The sequence below is a fragment of the Streptosporangium sp. NBC_01755 genome (genome assembly GCF_035917995.1).
GTDB lineage: Bacteria > Actinomycetota > Actinomycetes > Streptosporangiales > Streptosporangiaceae > Streptosporangium.
Map to the genome: position 1 here is coordinate 3,999,170 of NZ_CP109131.1, position 17,573 is coordinate 4,016,742.

21 protein-coding genes are annotated in these 17,573 nt (G+C 68.7%); 13 read left to right on the forward strand and 8 right to left on the reverse strand.

Annotated features, from left to right (window positions below):
• Positions 1-16 precede the first annotated feature (16 nt).
• Positions 17-742, reverse strand: a complete 726-nt coding sequence (locus OG884_RS19160) for a hypothetical protein (protein ID WP_326646748.1) — start codon at positions 740-742, stop codon at positions 17-19.
• Positions 743-914: 172 nt separating this feature from the next.
• Between OG884_RS19160 and OG884_RS19165 the strand changes: the two genes are divergently transcribed.
• Positions 915-3,608, forward strand: coding sequence for a protein kinase domain-containing protein (locus OG884_RS19165; protein ID WP_326646749.1), 2,694 nt, complete (start codon positions 915-917; stop codon positions 3,606-3,608).
• Between the two features lie 20 nt (positions 3,609-3,628).
• Here OG884_RS19165 and OG884_RS19170 read toward each other — a convergent pair whose 3' ends face one another.
• A complete protein-coding gene (locus OG884_RS19170) occupies positions 3,629-4,348 on the reverse strand; it encodes a hypothetical protein (protein WP_326646750.1) in 720 nt (239 codons plus the stop codon).
• 66 nt (positions 4,349-4,414) lie between these two features.
• Here OG884_RS19170 and OG884_RS19175 point away from each other — a divergent pair, with 66 nt between their 5' ends.
• From OG884_RS19175 to OG884_RS19185, 3 genes are all read left to right on the forward strand, one after another.
• Positions 4,415-5,209 (forward strand): ABC transporter ATP-binding protein, encoded by a 795-nt coding sequence (locus tag OG884_RS19175; RefSeq protein ID WP_326646751.1) that lies wholly within the window; start codon positions 4,415-4,417, stop codon positions 5,207-5,209.
• A gap of 130 nt (positions 5,210-5,339) precedes the next feature.
• Complete coding sequence (locus OG884_RS19180; protein ID WP_326646752.1) at positions 5,340-6,095, forward strand: sulfite exporter TauE/SafE family protein; 756 nt, start codon at positions 5,340-5,342, stop codon at positions 6,093-6,095.
• Between the two features lie 29 nt (positions 6,096-6,124).
• On the forward strand, positions 6,125-6,370 hold the full coding sequence (locus OG884_RS19185) for a hypothetical protein (protein WP_326646753.1): 246 nt from the start codon (positions 6,125-6,127) through the stop codon (positions 6,368-6,370).
• 72 nt (positions 6,371-6,442) lie between these two features.
• Here the strand turns inward: OG884_RS19185 and OG884_RS19190 are convergent, their stop codons facing one another.
• Entirely contained in the window at positions 6,443-7,309 is an 867-nt protein-coding gene (locus tag OG884_RS19190) for a Rieske 2Fe-2S domain-containing protein (RefSeq protein WP_326646754.1), read from the reverse strand.
• 89 nt (positions 7,310-7,398) lie between these two features.
• A complete protein-coding gene (locus OG884_RS19195; RefSeq protein WP_326646948.1) occupies positions 7,399-7,953 on the reverse strand; it encodes an HD domain-containing protein in 555 nt (184 codons plus the stop codon).
• A gap of 165 nt (positions 7,954-8,118) precedes the next feature.
• Between OG884_RS19195 and OG884_RS19200 the strand changes: the two genes are divergently transcribed.
• Positions 8,119-8,304 (forward strand): hypothetical protein, encoded by a 186-nt coding sequence (locus tag OG884_RS19200; protein ID WP_326646756.1) that lies wholly within the window; start codon positions 8,119-8,121, stop codon positions 8,302-8,304.
• Positions 8,305-8,499: 195 nt separating this feature from the next.
• On the opposite strand, the gene OG884_RS19205 is transcribed toward OG884_RS19200, so the two are convergent.
• Positions 8,500-9,183: a hypothetical protein gene (locus OG884_RS19205; RefSeq protein ID WP_326646758.1), complete on the reverse strand. Its 684-nt coding sequence runs from the start codon at positions 9,181-9,183 to the stop codon at positions 8,500-8,502.
• The gene (locus OG884_RS19210; RefSeq protein ID WP_326646759.1) at positions 9,170-9,430 is read right to left on the reverse strand and encodes a hypothetical protein; all 261 of its coding nucleotides are present in this window, start codon (positions 9,428-9,430) and stop codon (positions 9,170-9,172) included. Before OG884_RS19210 ends, OG884_RS19205 begins: the two co-directional genes overlap by 14 nt.
• Positions 9,431-9,896: 466 nt before the next feature.
• Here OG884_RS19210 and OG884_RS19215 point away from each other — a divergent pair, with 466 nt between their 5' ends.
• From OG884_RS19215 to OG884_RS19240, 6 genes are all read left to right on the forward strand, one after another.
• Positions 9,897-10,757, forward strand: coding sequence for a helix-turn-helix domain-containing protein (locus OG884_RS19215; protein WP_326646760.1), 861 nt, complete (start codon positions 9,897-9,899; stop codon positions 10,755-10,757).
• An 88-nt stretch (positions 10,758-10,845) separates the two neighbouring features.
• Positions 10,846-11,037, forward strand: a complete 192-nt coding sequence (locus tag OG884_RS19220) for a DUF397 domain-containing protein (RefSeq protein WP_326646761.1) — start codon at positions 10,846-10,848, stop codon at positions 11,035-11,037.
• A gap of 3 nt (positions 11,038-11,040) precedes the next feature.
• Complete coding sequence (locus tag OG884_RS19225) at positions 11,041-11,232, forward strand: hypothetical protein (RefSeq protein WP_326646763.1); 192 nt, start codon at positions 11,041-11,043, stop codon at positions 11,230-11,232.
• A 104-nt stretch (positions 11,233-11,336) separates the two neighbouring features.
• On the forward strand, positions 11,337-12,452 hold the full coding sequence (locus OG884_RS19230) for a CapA family protein (RefSeq protein WP_326646764.1): 1,116 nt from the start codon (positions 11,337-11,339) through the stop codon (positions 12,450-12,452).
• A gap of 49 nt (positions 12,453-12,501) precedes the next feature.
• Entirely contained in the window at positions 12,502-12,690 is a 189-nt protein-coding gene (locus OG884_RS19235; protein WP_326646765.1) for a hypothetical protein, read from the forward strand.
• Positions 12,691-12,749: 59 nt separating this feature from the next.
• On the forward strand, positions 12,750-13,397 hold the full coding sequence (locus OG884_RS19240) for a TetR/AcrR family transcriptional regulator (RefSeq protein ID WP_326646766.1): 648 nt from the start codon (positions 12,750-12,752) through the stop codon (positions 13,395-13,397).
• Here the strand turns inward: OG884_RS19240 and OG884_RS19245 are convergent.
• The gene (locus OG884_RS19245; protein WP_326646768.1) at positions 13,373-13,819 is read right to left on the reverse strand and encodes a hypothetical protein; all 447 of its coding nucleotides are present in this window, start codon (positions 13,817-13,819) and stop codon (positions 13,373-13,375) included. The genes OG884_RS19240 and OG884_RS19245 overlap by 25 nt on opposite strands.
• A 202-nt stretch (positions 13,820-14,021) precedes the next feature.
• On the opposite strand from OG884_RS19245, the gene OG884_RS19250 reads away from it, so the two are divergent.
• Together OG884_RS19250 and ltrA are read left to right on the forward strand one after the other, a co-directional pair.
• Positions 14,022-14,528, forward strand: a complete 507-nt coding sequence (locus tag OG884_RS19250) for a tetratricopeptide repeat protein (RefSeq protein ID WP_326646769.1) — start codon at positions 14,022-14,024, stop codon at positions 14,526-14,528.
• 590 nt (positions 14,529-15,118) lie between these two features.
• Positions 15,119-16,450: a group II intron reverse transcriptase/maturase gene (gene ltrA, locus OG884_RS19255; RefSeq protein WP_326635403.1), complete on the forward strand. Its 1,332-nt coding sequence runs from the start codon at positions 15,119-15,121 to the stop codon at positions 16,448-16,450.
• 92 nt (positions 16,451-16,542) lie between these two features.
• On the opposite strand, the gene OG884_RS19260 is transcribed toward ltrA, so the two are convergent.
• Entirely contained in the window at positions 16,543-17,496 is a 954-nt protein-coding gene (locus tag OG884_RS19260; RefSeq protein ID WP_326646770.1) for a hypothetical protein, read from the reverse strand.
• Positions 17,497-17,573 lie beyond the last annotated feature (77 nt).

The window sequence follows — 17,573 nt, forward strand, 5'->3', positions numbered from 1 at the left end:
TGACCAGCGTGCCGGGTCAGATGTCCTTCTTCTCCTCGCGCCGGCCCGGCGGTGGCGGCGGCGGCGGGGGAGGCGGCGGTGGTGGCGGGGTGTAGGTCCTGCCCCCTCCGCTCTTGGGCTTGGGCTTGGGTGGCGCGGGGTGGACGATCTTGGTTTTCACTGTCTTGAGGTAGTACCAGTTGGGGAAGGCCAGTCGCTTCCACTCATCGCGGCCAAGCTCGCCGCCCCCGGTCGGGACGTTCCAGGTGTCGGCACCGAGCCTGGCGACCGCGGTGCCCTTGGTCCGCTTGTTGAGCTTGATCCAGATGCGCACCGTCTCCGACTCGCCCTTGTCGAGGGCCCAGGGGGTCACGCACCAGAAGCCGTCGGTGTAGAAGTCGCAGTCGGTGCCCTTCGGACCCTTGTAGTAGACGGTGCGGCTGATGCCTTTGGGCAGGAGGGTCCCTCCCACGTAGAAGTAGTCGGCCTTCTGCGGTCCCCGGTTGGTGACCTTGACCTCGTACATGAACTCGCTGCCGTTCCTGACCCGTTTCGGGGCCTTCACCGAGACCTTGAAAGCAGACCAGGGCCTGTCCTGCCTCGTCGCGGACGGGGTCGCGGCCGAAACGTCCGTGCGGGTTGCCGACGGGACGTTGGAGGAGGCCGGGGACTGCGCGTTCGCGGCGGCGGAGGAGGCACTGGGGACGATCGCGAGTGGAGTGATGAGGCCGAGACCTAGGAGCGTGCCGAAGCTTCGGCGCATGGGCGTCTCCGCACGAGCTAGGGGTGACCGTAGTCACCATTTGTTTCAACGATTATGACTTAAGTAGGACACGCCAGAAGAGCGAATGATCTACCTGAAGATTAGTTATTTGCGTATCTTTGGTGACTCGGGGACAGCGGCGGTTCACAGGCTGGACAAAGGGGAGGCTCAGGTGCCGGATACGAGCCCGCTGCGCAGGGAGGACCCGGAGTCACTGGGGGACTACCGGCTGCTCGGCCGCCTTGGCGAGGGGGCGCAGGGTGTGGTCTACGCGGGCCGGGGGCACGACGGGGTGATGGTGGCGATCAAGCTGCTCCATCCCAGGCTGAGCGACACCGGCATGGACGGCGACAGGTTCCTTCGCGAGGTCTCCGCCGCACGCCGGGTGGCACCGTTCTGCACCGCTCAGGTGCTGGGCGCCCACATGGACGGTGACCGCCCCTACATCGTGAGCGAACTGGTGGAGGGGGTCTCCCTGCAGCGGGTGGTGCAGGCCGAGGGGCCCCGCGGCGGCAACGTGCTCCACCGGCTCGCGGTCGGCACCGTGACCGCGCTGGCCGCCATCCACCGGGCGGGCATCGTGCACCGCGATTTCAAGCCCAGCAACGTGCTGCTCGGTCCCGACGGACCCCGCGTGATCGACTTCGGTATCGCCAGGGCTCTCGACTCGGCGATGACCGTGACGAGCGGGGTGGTCGGCACCCCCGCCTACATGTCGCCGGAACAGGTCTCCGGGCATCGGGTCGAGCCCTCCTCCGACATGTTCAGCTGGGCGCTGACGATGGTGTTCGCCGCGACCGGGCGGCCCGCGTTCGGCCAGGACAGCGTGCCCGCGGTCATCTACCGGGTGATGAACGGGGAGCCCGACCTGTCCGAGCTCCCCGACGCGCTGCGGCCGATCGTCGCCTCATGCCTCAGCAAGCAGGCCGAGGAACGGCTCAGCGCCTCCGAGGTGCTGTTCGCGCTTCTGGACACCCAGTCCGATGAGGCTCCCACTCCCGCTTCCGCTCCCACCCCTGCTTCTGCGCCCGCTTCCGCTCCCACCCCTGCTTCTGCGCCCGCTTCCACTCCCGCTTCCACCCCTGCTTCCGCTTCCGCGCCCGCTTCCACCCCTGCTTCCGCTTCCGCGCCCGCTTCCACCCCTGCTTCCGCTTCCGCGCCCGCTTCCGCTTCCGCGCCCGCTTCCGCGCCCGCTTCCACTCCCGCGCCCGCTTCCACTCCCGCTTCCACTCCCGTGCCTTCGCCCGCCGCCCCGTCCACGCCGCCCGCTCCTGAGACGTTGTGGGTGCGGCCGTCGGGGACGGATCCGGAGGGCGGGGAGCCCGGTGCCGCCCCCGGCCGCGCCCCGGGCGGCAAGGCGGGCGCCTCCCCCGGCCGTCCCGACGGTGCCGCGCGGAGCGAGCCCGGTACCTCTCCCAGTGGCTCATCGGCCGGCCCTCCGCCCGCGGTCATTCCCTTCGCCTCACCCGCGGGGCCGATGCGCTACCCAGGCAACCTGACGCCCGTCGGCCGGCAGGCCACATCCCCGCAGGGGGCGTATCCCCCGCCGCCGCCGCGGCGCCCCGACCTCTTCGGAGACTCGCTACCCGTCGCGCCCGGCGAGCACAGGTCGCGGAGCAGGCGGGCCGCCCTCGTGACCGGGGTGCTCGTGGGAGCCCTGGCTCTGGCCAGCGCCGTGCTGGTGGCGGTGCCGAGCATGCGGATCGATCCCGCGGTGAGCTCCCCGGCTCCCGGTGACGGTACGCGGACGTCGCCGTCCCCAACCCTCTCCACGCGGTCCCCTGCAGCCGCCTCGCAGGCTCCCACGCAGGCCCCGACACCTGTCACCCAGGATCTGACCCCGGCCCCCACGGTGAGCCTCACGACAGGGCCGGCCTCCGAGCCGTCCGAGCCGCCCGCCCTGCCGCCCACCGCGGTGCTCTTCGACGGCCAGGACGGCAAGACGCTCAAGGGGCACAGCAAGGCCGTACAGTCCCTCGCCAAGATCGAGATAAAGGGCAGGCCCACGGTGGTCTCGGGCAGCCAGGACGGTTCGCTCGGGATCTGGGACCCCGCCAAGCACAAGAGGCTCCACCGGCTCCGCGGCCACCGGGGCGAGGTCTACGCGGTCGCCACCGTCACCTTCGGCGGCAAGCCGTACGCGGTGACCGGCGGCTACGACCACTCCGTCCGCCTGTGGAACCTGAAGACCCGCAAAGGCAGGGTTCTGGGCCACCACCCCATCGCGGTCTTCTCCGCCGCGGCGGGCGTCGTGAACGGTTCACCGCTCGCCGTCACCGGGGACGGCGACGGCACGCTCTACTTCTGGAACCTGAAGAGCCGCAGACTGCTCAAAGTCATCTCCGCGCACCGCGACGACGTCAACTGGCTCGCCTTCGGCAAGATCGGAAAGCGCTCCGTCGTCGTGTCCGCCAGCGCCGACAGGACGCTGAAGATCTGGGACCTCGTCACCAGGAAGCGATATGGCAAGGTCTACAGGGGGCACAGCGGGCGGGTCTTCTCGGTGGCCTTCGGCAAGCTGGGCGACCGCACCGTGATCGCCTCGGGCGGCAAGGACAAGAGGATCAGGATCTGGGACCCGAAGACCTCCAAGACCATCGGCAAGCCGTTCAAGGGCCAGGGCGGCAACATCTACTCCCTGGCGTTCGGCACGGTGGACGGGCGCACCGTGCTGGTGTCGGGCAGCACGGACGGGACCGTCCGGCTCTGGGACCCGGCCAAGGGCAGGCCTCTCGGCAAGGCGATCAAGGCACACAAGGGTGGGGTCTACTCGGTCACCGTCATCACCGTCGGCGACCGTATGGTGGTCGTCTCGGCCGGCAAGGACCGCGCCGTCAAGCTCTGGAAGCTGACCTCCAGCCGGTAGCCCGTCCCGCGACCTCGCCGTCAGACCAGCTCGGTGATGGCGTGGTGGGCGACCACGCGGGCCCGGCGCACCGCGCGGTCGAGCTCACGCAGGGCCTCGCCGCGTACGGCGAGCTGACCCGAGGTGAGCCCCCGGTCGTCGGCGATGCGGAGCACCGCGGAGAGGCGGGCGGCCAGGGCGGCGACCCGATGGGCGCGGGCGGGGTAGCCGGGGGCCAGGCCGTCATCGGTGATCTTCGGCTGCCGGCGGCCCTGGGCCGGGCCCTCCACGCCGAGCAGGGCGTCGGTGGCCACGCGCATCGCGCGGGTCAGCTCGTGCTCCGCGTCGGCGAGAGAGGGCAGGTCGGGTGCCGCGGTGCGGGCCTCCAGCACGCTCCAGCGAACCCCGGCGTACGATGACCCGCGGCGGTCCTTTACCGGGACCAGGCCGAGGCATCTGTCACCGAGCACGGCCGTCGCCGCCTGTCCGGCCTCGATGGCCGCGGAGTTGAAGGGGGGCGGTCCGGTGAGTCCGAGCGGGTCGCCCGGGACGGGGAGGGCCAGTCGCAGCGACTTCATGCCCTCGATCCGCAGGTCGGCGAGGAACTCGCGGAGGGGAAGGTCGCCGCTTTCCGCGGCGACGAGTTGGGGGCCTGCCTGTCGTTCCACGCGGTCGGCGGCCTCGTCGAGGCCGACCTGTCCGGCGAGCCAGGCGTTGCCCCAGCAGACCAGGGTGGCCGAGATCGGTGAATCAGGGTGCACCGATCCACGATATGCGCTTGCCCTGCAATAGGTTTTGTTCCAGCGATTCACAAGGAGGCGTAAGGGATGGGCGGTCAGGTGCTTCGGCTACAGGACGTCACCGTCCGCAGGGACGGGGCGGCCCTGCTGCGGGAGATCGACTGGACCGTTCACGAGGACGAGCGGTGGGTCGTCATCGGTCCCAACGGTGCGGGGAAGACGACGCTGCTGCAGGTGGTCGGGGCGATGCTGTTCCCCACCGAGGGCATCGTCGAGATCCTGGGCGAGCGGCTCGGCCAGAGTGACGTCTTCGAACTGCGGCCCCGCATCGGGCTCGCGAGCGCCTCACTGGCGGAGAAGGTGCCGCCGGAGGAGAAGGTCATCGACCTGGTGCTCACGGCCTCGTACGCCATCCTCGGCCGCTGGACGGAGGAGTACGACTCCCACGACGTCACGCGCGCCGTCGAGCTGATCGACCAGTTCGGATGTGCCCACCTGATCCGGCGCCGGTTCAACACGTTGTCCGAGGGAGAGCGTAAGCGGGTGCAGATCGCCCGCGCGCTCATGCCGAACCCGGAGCTGCTGCTGCTGGACGAGCCCGCCGCCGGCCTGGACCTGGGCGGGCGCGAAGACCTGGTCCGCCGCCTGGCGACGTTCGCGCACGATCCGAAGGCGCCGACCATGGTGCTGGTCACCCACCATGTGGAGGAGGTGCCCAGCGGGTTCACCCACGCGCTGCTGCTCCGGCATGGCTCCGTGGTGGCTCAGGGGCCGATCGAGCAGGTGATGACGGCGGAGAACCTGTCGCACACCTTCAGTGTCCCGCTCACCCTGGACCAGGGGCGGGACGGCCGGTGGTACGCGCGGGCGCACCAGCTCTGAGGCGGTTCCGGCCATCTGAAACCCGGTAAAGGACACCCCTGCCGTGAGATAGTCGTCGACCTCCTCTTACCATCCGGTGAGTGCCGTGCACCTTGTCATGGGCGCGAGCCTTACCAGTGAGGGAGAGTTCATGACGCCGTGGGAGGCAGCCGCGATCTTCGTGGCCGGTATCGGGGCCGGAGGTATCAACGCCGTCGTCGGCTCCGGATCTCTGATCACGTTTCCGACCATGGTCGCGCTGGGGATGCCTCCGGTCGTCGCCAACGTCTGCAACAGTGTCGGCCTGGTCCCGGGCTCGTTGACCGGCGCGCTCGGCTACCGGGCGGAGTTGAAGGGGCAGCGCCAGCGGCTGATCCGGCTCGGAATCCCGACCGTCATCAGCGCGGTGATCGGCGGGGTGCTCCTGCTCTACCTCCCCCCGGAGACGTTCGACATCGTCGTGCCGGTCCTGATCGGTGTGGCGTGCGTGCTGGTGATCGCCCAGCCGAGACTCAACAGGTGGTTGAGCGCCCGGCGGGAGCACGCCCAGCCGCACGGTGGCCTCTGGCTCTGGGCCGGTGTCTTCGCCTGCGGCATCTACGGCGGTTACTTCGGTGCCGCGCAGGGTGTGCTGCTCATCGGGCTGCTCGGCAGCTTCCTCGACGACGGCCTGCAGCGGATCAACGCGGCCAAGAACGTGCTCTCGCTGCTGATCAACGCGTCCGCCGCGACGCTGTTCATCCTGATCGCGGAGATCGACTGGCTGGCGGTGCTGATGGTGGCGCTGGGCGCCGCGATCGGTGGTTTCCTGGGTGCGAAGGTCGGCAGGAGGCTGCCCGCCCCGGTGCTGCGCTGGTTCATCGTCTGCATCGGTGTGGTGGCGATAGTCAAACTGGTGTACGGGTGAACCTGCCCACTATTGGGTACTTATCAGGCATGAAAGGTGACAAGGTCGAGGTTGTCATCGACGCAGGAGACAGTTCCCGTACCTACGAGGTCAGTGCCACCAGAGCGGGGCGCCGCGTTGAGGTGGCCAACGCGCGCGGCGGCGTCGTCGAGGTGAGCGAGGTCACCCGGAGCGGAACGGCCGTGCGCACCGCCCGGTTCATGTCCAGCCGGATCCTCGCCCTGGTCGAACACCCCGCCGACGGCAAGCCCGAACAGGCCCGAAGCAGGGAATAGGCCCGAAGTAGGCTCGAATAGGTCAAAACCGGTGGCGGGCCGGTTCTCATCGCGCCCGGGCCAGGTGGTTCGTCATGCCTGGGCGGGACGGACCTGGAGCACGCCGTCACGGCGGATCCGGGTCTCGAAGGACGGCTGGGGAGCCGTGGCCGGGCCGTGCACGACGGCCCCGTCGGAGAGCCTGAAGGTGCTTCCGTGCCACGGGCAGACCACGCAGGCGGTGCCGTCCTCAGAGATCAGGCGCCCCTGGTGGAGTGGCCCGGCCAGGTGGGCGCACTGGTCGGCGAGGACCGTGACGGCGCCCCCGACACGGAGCACGAACAGGTCGATGTAGCCGAGCCGTCGCGTCACCGGACGCCCGTCGGGCAGGTCGCCGATCTCGCACAGGTCGTGCCAGCCCAGCGGGACCAGGTGGGCGACCGACTCGGCGTGGTTGGCCCCGGCCGCCTGCCGGTAGGCCAGGTGGCCGCCGAGGTAGCCGCCCAGGCTCGCGGCGCCCAGCCCGGCGAACGACAGCAGCCGTCCGGTCCGGTCGCGCCCGGTCATCCGGAACGCCAGCGATCCGGCGTAGAGCCCGAGGGCGGTCAGGTTGGCGATCGCGTGCACGAATCCCACCCGCTGCTGCTCGCGATGGAGCGCGGACCAGTCGACGATGCCCGCGGCCACCGCGGGCGTCGCGGTGACGAGCCCGCCCGTGACCAGCAGTTGCGACGCGCGTGGATCCGAGCGGGTCACGTCGAGCACCGCGGTCGCCGCCCAGAGGCCCAGGCTGAGGTTGGCGAGCGGTGGATGGAGCGGTTTGCCGATCGGCACCCCGTGCAGCAGATCACGGAGCAGACCGGGGCCGATCCGCCGGCGCACGGCCTTGGCGAGTATGCGGATCGGCCTGTCGGCCCTGGGCGATCGCTCGATCCGATCGGTGAACTCGACTCCGGGCACCAGGCGCCTGAAAGTTCGACGCCCTGTTTTGACGGTTTCCTTCACTATCGCCCCCTTCTCGACCCATAGGGACCTACCCGGGAACGGTGTTATGCACGCGCCAAATGTCCTCGACTGACGGAGAGGGCGATGATCTCGGTGGCATAGGCGCCCAGCGTCGCCGACCCCTCCTCGATGATTTTCACCTTCTCTAGCACCTGCTCGGCCGTCACCTTGTAGAGAGACCAGGTGCCGCCCTCGTTGTGGTGGTTGGCCATGATTGGCGCGATCCGGTCGAGGGCCTTGGCGAACCTGGCCTCCGGAGTCCTGCGCTCCTCGAACTCGTCCCAGAGCTCGCGCAACCGCACGGCCTGGTCATCGGGGAGCAGCCCGAAGATCCGGTCGGCGGCCTTGCGCTCGATGCCCAGCTGGGCCTCGACGGCGGAGGCGTCGTAGATGAAGGTGTCTCCAGCGTCGATCTCGACGATGTCGTGGACGAGCAGCATCGCGACGACCCTGTCGAGGTCGGTGCCCGGTGGCGCGTGTTCGGCCAAGACCATTGCCAGCATGCCCACGTACCAGGAGTGCTCGGCGTCGTTCTCCCGCCGCGACCCGTCCATGAGGGTGTTGCGGCGGACGATGCGTCTGAGCTTGTCGATCTCCATGGCGAAGGTGAGCTGAGCGTGTAGACGGTCCTGTGCTAAAGGGGTGGTCACGCGCGTAAGCCTAATGCGCGTCGATCCCCCTTTTCCGAGCGATCATGGGATCATGCACGACCGAGTGTGACAGGAACCCCGTTGAACACGGCGTTTCCCGAGGGTACGTCCACGATGGAATCGTCTGTCAGCGCGTTCACGTTGACTCCCGCGTGCTTGGCGGCCACCAGCTGCGAGGTGCCCGCCCTCCACCGGCGAGCCGGGCGTCTCGACCGCCTTGCGGAGCATCCGGTCGAGGATCAGCTCGTCGAGCAGGTCCGGTGCGCTGTTCTCATCGGCACTCCTGAGTGCGGCAAGTGAACTCATCATGGCTGCAGGCCGGGGTGGGGGGAAGCCCCCGAGGGTGAACTCGGGGGCGTTCGCACCGCACGGAGAGCAGGACGGTCCCTGGAACCCAGGTGGGCCGCCGTCCGGTGGTCGGGAGACTCACGCGGTCCGCGATCTGCTTCCCGTGGTCGGGTGGTTCACGTGGTTTGTTGCCCGTGGTCGGGTGGTTCACGCGGCTCGTTGCCCGTGGTCGGCGGGCTCGCGCGGCACGGGGAGCGGGGCTGCGACGGAGCGGGTATCGGGCTCCTCCCGCGCGGTCCGACCCGCCCGCGGGCTCACCCAGTTCGCCCGCCCGTACAGCCGGTCGAGTCCCATCGGGGAGGCGAGGGCCTCGTCCCTGCGGACGATCTCGACGGTCAGCAGGTGAGCCCACCTGCGGTGCCGAAGGACCACGGCGTCGCGGGCGTAGCACGCCGACGCGATCTCGGCCGAGAACGCCTCGAAGTCCTCGGCGCAGATCCCGGCCCTGGCGAGGATCAGCGCCTTCTCCCCGGCGGCGGAAGGAGTGATCCACAGCACCGCCGGGAGCCGGCCCGAGCGGGTGTGTATCCCGGTCTCCGCGCACGCCCGCCGAATGCGATGCCGGGAGATCAGACACCAGGCGTGCGTGCTCACCCATCTCCGCCCGTAGTGGGAGGCGGCGGGGACGCTGGAGGTACAGGCCAGAACGGCGGAGGGCCACCAGTGGCCCTCCTTGAAGGAGAGGGCCACGGCGGTCAGGACGGTCGAGGCGGCGGCAAGCAGAACGATCTCCGTCCGCCAGCGCCACAGCCGGACGAGAAGGCCCGCCCTCCCGGACGGCCGGTCGTCGGGGCGACCGTAGCGGTTGTTGCGGAGGCTACGCCGTGACATCGCCACCCACCCCCTTGTCGGGGGTGGGTGCCAGGGCGAGGGCGGGAGCGGCGATCCGCTCGGCTTTGAGCAGGTCGAAGCGGGGCTCGCGGTAGTGCCTGGCCCCGAAACCGGTCCTGGTCACGATCCAGCCGAGCCGGTGGGCCCACTCGTCCTGGTCCATGCAGAGCTCTCGGTCGCCTATGTAGATCAAATCGAGAATGAAGGTCTTGATTCCGCAGAGTCCCTTGGTACGGTGGAGGGACATAGGAGACTCCCTTCGTGGCTTTGACGCGGAGTTCTTGTGCCAACCGGGTCGGTGGCCGCCGGCCCGGTGTTTTTTGCGCCCGATCGGACGCTTCTGGTGCGTGCGACTCTGGGCCGTCGCCGGCCGGTTTTCTCCACTGCCCCTGCTGGCCTCCCCGGTTCAACTCCGCCAGGTCGAAGACGGCGCCGTTGCCGATCGGGTGCGCGCCCGTTCCGCTCCGTGCGCGGCTCACAGAGGCCCTCGGAGACATCCCGCCGGATGATCACCGGCGGCTTCCCCGATCTTCCGAGAACCTTCCTGTCCTGATAGTCGCTCAGCGGAGATTTACCTGCAAGGCTTGCCGTAAGGAAAAAAGCAATAAACTTCTACACGTGCACTGCAACCGTTCGTGTAATTTGCACTACCATTCGTCTGGTTCCTGTTGAGGCCATGACACCTGCCCACCCGTCATGGTGAGGAGGTCGTGATGTCGGAGCGTGGTAGTCCAGAGCTCCGTCAGCGTCGGCTGGGTCTGGAGCTGCGTCGGCTCCGCGAAAGCCTGAACATGACCGGTGAGGAGGTGGCCGGCCGTCTGGGGTGGTCGACCGCCAAGGTGAGCCGAATCGAGAACGCCAAGACGCTGGCCAAGGAGAGCGACGTCGAGGCCCTCGCCGGGCTTTATGGAGTCGAGGAAGCCCTCCGGGGGGTTCTGGTCGCGCTGCGGCGCGACGCCGCCCGGAAAGGGTGGTGGGAGAGATATCGAAGTTCCACTCCGGATGACTACATCACGCTCATCGGGATGGAGGCGGAGGCCACGGTGGCGCGAAACTGGGAACCCCAGATCGTGCCCGGCCTTCTCCAGACGGAGGGATATGTCCGGTCGGTCGTCCAGGCGGGCCAGCATGCCGGCCAGGTTCCACCGATCTGGCTTCAGGACCGGGTCGAGATACGGATGGCGCGGCAGCGCACACTGCTGTACGGGCCCGATCCGCTGATCCACATGAGCGTCTTCCATGAATCCGTGCTGCGGAACCAGTACGGCGACGCCCGTGTCATGCGGGACCAGCTCGCGCACCTGATCGAGGTCTCGAAGCTGGCGCACGTGGAGATGAGGATTCTTCCCCAGGCCGTTCCACCGCCGGTGTCCACCGGCGCGTTCATGCACCTGGCGTTTTCCGACTTCCAGGACGTCGTCTACGAGGAGTCGCTCCCCGGAGGACGAATCGTCGAGGATGCGGAAATGGTCTACCTGTACGAGCGTGCCTTCGGCCTTCTGATGGAACGGGCTCTCGACGAGATGGCGTCACAGGAGCTGATCAAGGAAACAATCGAATACTGGAACAACTAGCGACAGATTTACCGCTGCCGCTATTCCGTCATTGGTGGGAAGAATGATGAACGCGCAAAATCACAACGATGTGATATGGAAGAAGAGTGTGCGAAGCGGCCTCAACGGCAACTGTGTCGAGGTGGCTCACCTGCCCGGACGAGGGTTCGCGGTCAGGGACAGCAAGGACCGGACGGGGCCGGTGCTGATCTTCGGTGGGGCCGGGTGGGCCGCGTTCATCGCCGCGGTGAAGGGCGGAGACTTTGATTTCCATCCGCCGCGGAAGGCCGTTCCCTGGTAGCGCGTGCAGGGAGTCGTAGCCGGCCTGCGGGGAGACCCGACCGACCTGACCGCGCACGCCGTGATAGACGGTGTCCACATCGAGGTGGTCACCCTCCCGTACGGTCTGCATGATCACCGGCCGGGACGCGGTCATCCGAAGGCCCGCCTGCCGGAGCCGGTCCTCGCCCTCCACGGACGACACGGTGCGATCTAAAGCTGACCTATTCAAATAAGCGACTTACTCTAATTTATGGTAATCGAATCTCGTAGGGCGAGTTGTGCCAAACAGTGCGGGTGAGATGGCATCCTCGGATACCGATGGACACGTACAGCACCGCCCGACGCCTTGCCCTGGCCGCCACGGTCACCGCCTCAGCCGTGCTCCTCGCGGCCTGCTCCACGGCCGAGTCGGTCACCCCCGGAGCGCTCGCCGACGCCGAGGAGAAGCCGACCCCCCAGACGGAACCCACGCCGGAGCCCGAGCCGGAGCGCAGGCCGTACACCATCTCCTTCGGTGGCGACGTGCACTTCGAAGGCGTGTTGCGAACCCGTCTGAACGCCAATCCGAAGACCGCGCTCGGCCCGATCTCCAAGGTGCTCAGCCGCGCTGACCTGGCGATGGTCAACCTGGAAACCGCGATCACCACCGGTGGTACCCCCGCACCGGGAAAGCAGTACACCTTCCGCGCCCCGGCGGCCGCGCTGACCGCGCTGAAGGCGTCCGGGGTGGACGTGGCCTCCCTGGCGAACAACCACGGCATGGACTACATGCAGAGCGGGTTGAGCGACTCCCTTGCCGCCATCAAACGCTCCAAATTCCCCGTCGTGGGCGTGGGCAGGAACGAGGCCGAGGCCTACAGGCCGTGGCGGACCACTGTGAACGGCAACCGCGTCGCCATCATCGGCGCCACCCAGGTGCTGGACGCGGAGTTCGTCGGGGCGTGGACCGCCTCCGGCGACAAGGCGGGCCTCGCCTCGGCCAAGAACGAGGCACGGTTGATCCAGGAGGTGCGCAGGGCCCGCAGGAACTCCGACACCGTGATCGTCCACCTGCACTGGGGCACCGAACTGCAGAAGTGTCCCAACGAGGCGCAGCGCGGCCTGGCCCCCAAGCTGGTCGCGGCCGGGGCGGACGTCATCGTGGGCGGCCACGCGCACATCCTGCTCGGCGGCGGCTACCTGAAGAACAGCTACGTCAACTACGGCCTGGGCAACTTCGTCTTCTACAACTGGGGCCCGGAGACCGGCAGGACCGGCGTGCTCACCCTGACGATCAACGGTCGCAAGGTGCTCAAGGACCAGTGGACTCCGGCCAGCATCCAGGGCGGGGTGCCGGTCCCGATCACCGGGCTCGGGCGGCAACCGGCCATCGCGAGCTGGAAGGCGCTGCGCGACTGCACCGGGCTGACCGCCAGACCCGGCCAGTCCGGCTAGCCCCGTTTTCCGCACGTGCCACCGAGGCCACGACCACCCGGCCGCCGACATGATCGCGGTCCTTGGCGCGGTGGGCAAGCCGGGAGTGCGCCTCGTCGGGTACGGCCAGGGTTCAATCCAGGGCTGGAAGCTGATCGGCAGGCCGGGAGTCCAGGAGCGGATCCTCTCCTCCTCCTCCTTCTCCTCCTCCTCCACCTCCGTCGGCGGCTCGCCGGGGGCGGAGAAATCTCGCGATTGACGGACAGGGGTTGACGAATAAGCACCGACCCGACGGTGTCAGGCGGGCAAGATGGGGGGGTGTCCATCGTGCCTGCCGAGGAGCCCGGCGAAGCTTCACTGCGGCGTCAGCCCACCCAGCGACGGAGCGCACGGCGCGTGGAGCGAATGCTCGACGCGTGTGCCGACCTGCTGGACGAGATCGGCTACGACGCGCTTTCCACCACACGGATCGCCGAGCGCGCGGGGGTCGCGATCGGCTCGGTCTACCAGTTCTTTCCCGACAAGCGGGCCATCGCCCAGGCGGTGACCCGGCGCCACATCGAGGGGTTCGTCTCCCGGATCGGGAGACGCTTCCTGTCGGAGGACTACGCGGGCTGGTGGGAGGCGGTCGACGCGATCATCGACGAGTACGTGGAGATGCACAGGACCGTGCCGGGTTTCCGGTCCCTGCACTTCGGTGACGTGGTCGACCTCAACCTGCTCGACGCCGGTTCTGAGAACCACACGGTGATCGCCGGACGGCTGCGCGGCCTCCTCCTGCAGGAGTACGGCCTGGCCGACAGTGAGGAGTTCGACCTGGCCATCCTGGTCGCGGTGGAGGCCGGAGACGCGGTGCTCAAGCTGGCGTTCCGCCGCGATCCGAACGGTGCCCCGGAGATCGTGGCCGAGGCCAAGCGTCTGATCCGTGGCTATCTGAACCGTCAGTTCGCCCGGGTCTCGGTCTGAGAGAGCTGGGGGAGGAGACCCTCTTCGAGGGACTCGCCGGTGCCCTCACGCGGGCCGCCGCCGATCGAGTCCGGCGCGGTGGACACGGACCCCGAGCCGGTGAGCCGCTCCCGGTACTGCGGGACCCCGCCCCGGCGTTCGAGCGGCGGTGTCCCCAACTCGACCCGGGAGCTCCGGACGGGCTCTGCGGGCTCGCGGCCGGAGGGGGCGACCGGCTGGAGACGCCGGGCCCGATGGACCCGCTCCATCCTCTTGATCCGGGCGGCGAGCTTCTCGTGACGGATCCTGTTCTCCAGGGTGAGCAGCTCCTGGTGGGCCTGCCCGATCGCCTCCATCTTGACCGACAGGTATCCGGCGGACCCCGGAACGATCACGGAGAAGACCAGGAGAAGCATCAGAGTGAAGGCCGTCTGCCTGGACATGCCCATCGCAGCTCCTCCCCATGATGTGCTCCTGTAGCAGGAGTCGTCGCTCATATGCCCGTTTTACTGGAGAAAAACGCGCACCGTAGCCGTTTGTTTACTCAAGGTCGCATGGCCAATACCTGCCGTTGGCCGTACGTGGTCGAGCGTCGCTCGGTACTCTCGCGATGTGGCGCATGTGACACGTGAGCAACTTGATCGATTGCTTGAGCAGACACTTCTGGCCGACGATCACGAAGCCCTGGCCCGGCGACTCGAAGCCCTGGTCGAGGCGTACACGTCCGGCGACATGTCGCGGGCGGCGATCCTCATGCTCGCCGCCGAGGAGTGGCGGCAGGCCGGACAGCCCGCTCGGGCCCTCGACTGCTTCCAGCGGGCGGTGGACGACGGCGGCGAGGTGAGCGTCGATCCCCGGGCCGGGATCGCCGACACCCTTTTCGAGCTCGAACAGCCGGAGGAGGCGAGAGAGGTGATCGCGGCGATTCACGCGGTCGGCGGGGTCAGCGCGGCCACCGCTCTCACGGTCGCCGAGACGCTCGTCGCCTATGGAGACCTCGGGGAGGCCCACCGTTGGGCCACCGAGGGGGCGCATCGGGCGGTGGAAGGCGGTGGCGAGCACATCGCCCTGCTCAGAACCCGCTACCGGATCCGCGTCGACCTCGGGCTCCCCGAAGACGAACTCGACGCCCTCCTCGACGCCTCGTACTGACGCGGCCGTCGCTCCCGCGGCCTGTCACAAGGCCGGAAAAGGGCCGTGCCCCTTGGGGCACGACCCTCCCTGCGTGTGCGCCCAGCATGGGCGATCGCTTGGGGGTGTAAGTCCCCTGGAGGAAGAGGTGGTGCTAACTCCGAGCCGGAGGCAAGGGCGTCGTCGTGAGGCGGGGTCTGGAGGAAGCCCGAGGCGAAACCCTGCACCGAGGGATACGAACCGCGTAGAAGGCGGGTCGATCTGGGTGAGCCTGCACGCGAAGGCGAAGCCCGTCACCATCGACAGGATCGGCACGTAAACGCGGCGGGCGTAGGGGGAAAGTGGTCGTTCTTACCTGGGGAGATCTGCTCGGGTGTCGGTTGTGCTGTTGGTGTCGCCGCGCCGACGGGTCTGGTCGTGAGGCCGGGGTCTGACCGGGCAGAAGTCAGCAGAGGCCGTAGTACCGGTGAGGGGAACGGACAATCAGCCGGGAAGGGCCGAACGTCGAGTGTCACGGTGGAAGGTGAGGTGCTCGTGCCGGTCGCGGTGATCGCAGCCACCCCGCGAACGCGGGCCCGTGGTGGGAGGAGACGGTGAGTCCGTCAGTGCCCATGGCGGAGCGTAGTGGCCGGTCGGTGCCCTTGTCGGAGGCGGTGATCCCTGGCCTGGAGGTGTCGGTGTGGGAGGAGTTCCTCTCGCCGGGCAACCTGGGCAGGGCGTTGAGGCGTGTGGAGGTCAACCGGGGCGCGCCGGGTGTGGACGGGATGGGCACGGAGCAGTTGCGGCCGTGGATCCGTGAGCACTGGGCGGGCGTGCGGGAGGCTTTGGACGCGGGTGGCTACCGGCCGTTGCCGGTCCGCCGGGTGGTGATCCCCAAGCCCGGAGGATCAGGGGAGCGGTTGCTGGGAGTGCCCTCTGCGCTGGACAGGTTGATCCAGCAGGCGATCGCGCAGGTCCTGACGCCGATCTTCGACCCGCATTTCAGCGGGGCCAGTTTCGGGTTCCGTCCCGGCAAGTCCGCTCATCAGGCGGTGCGGGTCGCGCGGCGGGCGGTCGAGGATGGCCATCGGTGGGTCGTGGATGTCGATTTGGACCGGTTCTTCGATCGGGTCGATTTCGACATCCTGATGGCGCGGGTGGCGCGCAAGGTGTCTGACCGCAGGATGTTGAGGCTCATCCGGGCGTATCTGGAGGCCGGGGTGATGATCGACGGGATCGTTTCGGCGAGCAGGGAGGGGACCCCGCAGGGTTCCCCGCTGTCGCCGATCTTGTCGAACATCATGCTGGATGATCTGGACCGGGAGTTGTGGCGGCGCGGTCATCGGTTCGTGCGCTACGCCGACGACCTTCGGGTCTTCGTGCGCAGCAGGCGAGCTGCCACGAGGGTGCTCGACTCGGTGACAACCGTGGTCGAGCAGCGGTTAAAACTCAAGGTGAACCGGGAGAAGTCCTCGGTCCGGCACGCGCGTGAGGCGACGTTGCTGGGGTTCGGGTTCTACTTCTCCCGATCAGGCGTCGGCATCCGGGTCGATCCCAAGGCGATGAGCCGGTTCAAGGATCGCATCCGGGAGTTGACCAGTCGCAGGTGGAGCGTGTCGATGATCTGCAGAATCGACAGGCTCAATGCCTACATCACCGGGTGGATGGCCTACTTCCAGCTCGCCGGGCTGTCACGGCGGCTGCGTGAGTTGGATAAGTGGCTGCACCGCCGGATGCGGCAGATCCGCTGGAAGGAATGGAAGCGCTGGGCGGCCAGGCGTCGGAACCTTCGCCATCTTGGCATCCCTGACCGCACCGCGCGGGAATGGGCGGCCAGCAGCAAGGGGTACTGGCGCATCGCCGGGTCAGTGGTCCTTCAACGGGCTCTGCCCAACGCTCACTGGGATGACCTTGGTCTGCTGGGCCTTCAGAACACCTGGCGCAGGCTCAGAACCACGGCTTGACGAACCGCCGGATGCGGGCCCGCATGTCCGGTGGTGTGAGAGGGGGACGGGCGACCCGTCCCCCTACTCGATCGTGGTTCGAACTCCGGTGGCTACCCCACATTGAGGTCCGGGATCGTCCTCTCCAGTGCCGGGAGAACGGAGACCTCCGCACTGCCCTCCGTCAGGTGGGCGCCACCCGCGGAGGTGTCCGGCACAGCGGGGGCTTCCGGGCCCGCGGCGGCCGGTGACTCCGCCACCGGCGATCCGGCGGAGGGGGGTTCGGCCGACGACGGTTCGGCCGACGGCAGGTCCTCGGTGACGGCGTCCGCCTGCGCCGGTTGGGGCAGCGGCGCGGTGTCGTCGTCCGGTGCGACCGCCGCTCCGGCGGGTCGCTCGGGCGCCGGGGGCACCGGGGCCCGTAGCCAGCTGATGCCATCGCCGGGAGCGCCCGGCGCGCCCGGCAGGCCGGGCAGATCCGGCCCTTCGGCCATGATGCCCACCCAGGAGTTCGTCCACTCGTGGCTGGGAGGGCTCGACAGCCCGAAGGGCAGCGCGTGGAAGCCCGTGCCCGCGGCGACGCCCCCGGCATCGGCGAAGCTGACCAGCGCGGAGGCCTGGGAGAGATCGGGCAGCTCGGTGACGTGTGCGAGCCGGTCCGCGGTCACCGGCATCTCACCCGTGTTCGCGGTCACCGATGCTCCGGCGCCGTCCGTGCTCGCCGGTGTCTCGCCCGTGTTCGCGGTCACCGATGCTCCGGCGCCGTCCGTGCTCGCCGGTGTCTCGCCCGTGTTCGCGGTCACCGATGCTCCGGCGCCGTCCGTGGTCGCCGGCGTTCCGGCGTTGTCGGTGGTCGTCGTCCCTTCGGCCGCCGCGGTGCCCCCGGCGTCGCCGACCTCCTCGCAGGCGGCCGCCATGGCCCCGGGCGCCTGCGGCGCCCCCGCCGCCTCGCGCTCCTGGCAGGGCGCGACCTCCGCCGAGGCCGGAGAGACCAGTGTCCAGCCGGTGCCGGCGGTGAGCAGCGCCACCGCGAGGATTCCCCGGATGTTCCGTGATGCGTTCGACATGCACATCCCCCTGTTGCGTTCGGTAATCCAACGAATGCCGAACGTAACAGGGGGGTCTTGCCCAGGGGCGCGCTTAA

Excerpts from the sequence above, each read along its gene's own strand:
- OG884_RS19160 (WP_326646748.1), bottom strand. The coding sequence starts at position 742 with ATGCGCCGAAGCTTCGGCACGCTCCTAGGTCTCGGCCTCATCACTCCA.
- OG884_RS19175 (WP_326646751.1), top strand. The coding sequence starts at position 4,415 with ATGGGCGGTCAGGTGCTTCGGCTACAGGACGTCACCGTCCGCAGGGAC.
- OG884_RS19180 (WP_326646752.1), top strand. The coding sequence starts at position 5,340 with ATGACGCCGTGGGAGGCAGCCGCGATCTTCGTGGCCGGTATCGGGGCC.
- OG884_RS19185 (WP_326646753.1), top strand. The coding sequence starts at position 6,125 with ATGAAAGGTGACAAGGTCGAGGTTGTCATCGACGCAGGAGACAGTTCC.
- OG884_RS19195 (WP_326646948.1), bottom strand. The coding sequence starts at position 7,953 with ATGGAGATCGACAAGCTCAGACGCATCGTCCGCCGCAACACCCTCATG.
- OG884_RS19200 (WP_326646756.1), top strand. The coding sequence starts at position 8,119 with ATGGAATCGTCTGTCAGCGCGTTCACGTTGACTCCCGCGTGCTTGGCG.
- OG884_RS19205 (WP_326646758.1), bottom strand. The coding sequence starts at position 9,183 with ATGTCACGGCGTAGCCTCCGCAACAACCGCTACGGTCGCCCCGACGAC.
- OG884_RS19210 (WP_326646759.1), bottom strand. The coding sequence starts at position 9,430 with ATGTCCCTCCACCGTACCAAGGGACTCTGCGGAATCAAGACCTTCATT.
- OG884_RS19215 (WP_326646760.1), top strand. The coding sequence starts at position 9,897 with ATGTCGGAGCGTGGTAGTCCAGAGCTCCGTCAGCGTCGGCTGGGTCTG.
- OG884_RS19230 (WP_326646764.1), top strand. The coding sequence starts at position 11,337 with ATGGACACGTACAGCACCGCCCGACGCCTTGCCCTGGCCGCCACGGTC.
- OG884_RS19235 (WP_326646765.1), top strand. The coding sequence starts at position 12,502 with ATGATCGCGGTCCTTGGCGCGGTGGGCAAGCCGGGAGTGCGCCTCGTC.
- OG884_RS19245 (WP_326646768.1), bottom strand. The coding sequence starts at position 13,819 with ATGTCCAGGCAGACGGCCTTCACTCTGATGCTTCTCCTGGTCTTCTCC.
- ltrA (WP_326635403.1), top strand. The coding sequence starts at position 15,119 with ATGGCGGAGCGTAGTGGCCGGTCGGTGCCCTTGTCGGAGGCGGTGATC.
- OG884_RS19260 (WP_326646770.1), bottom strand. The coding sequence starts at position 17,496 with ATGTCGAACGCATCACGGAACATCCGGGGAATCCTCGCGGTGGCGCTG.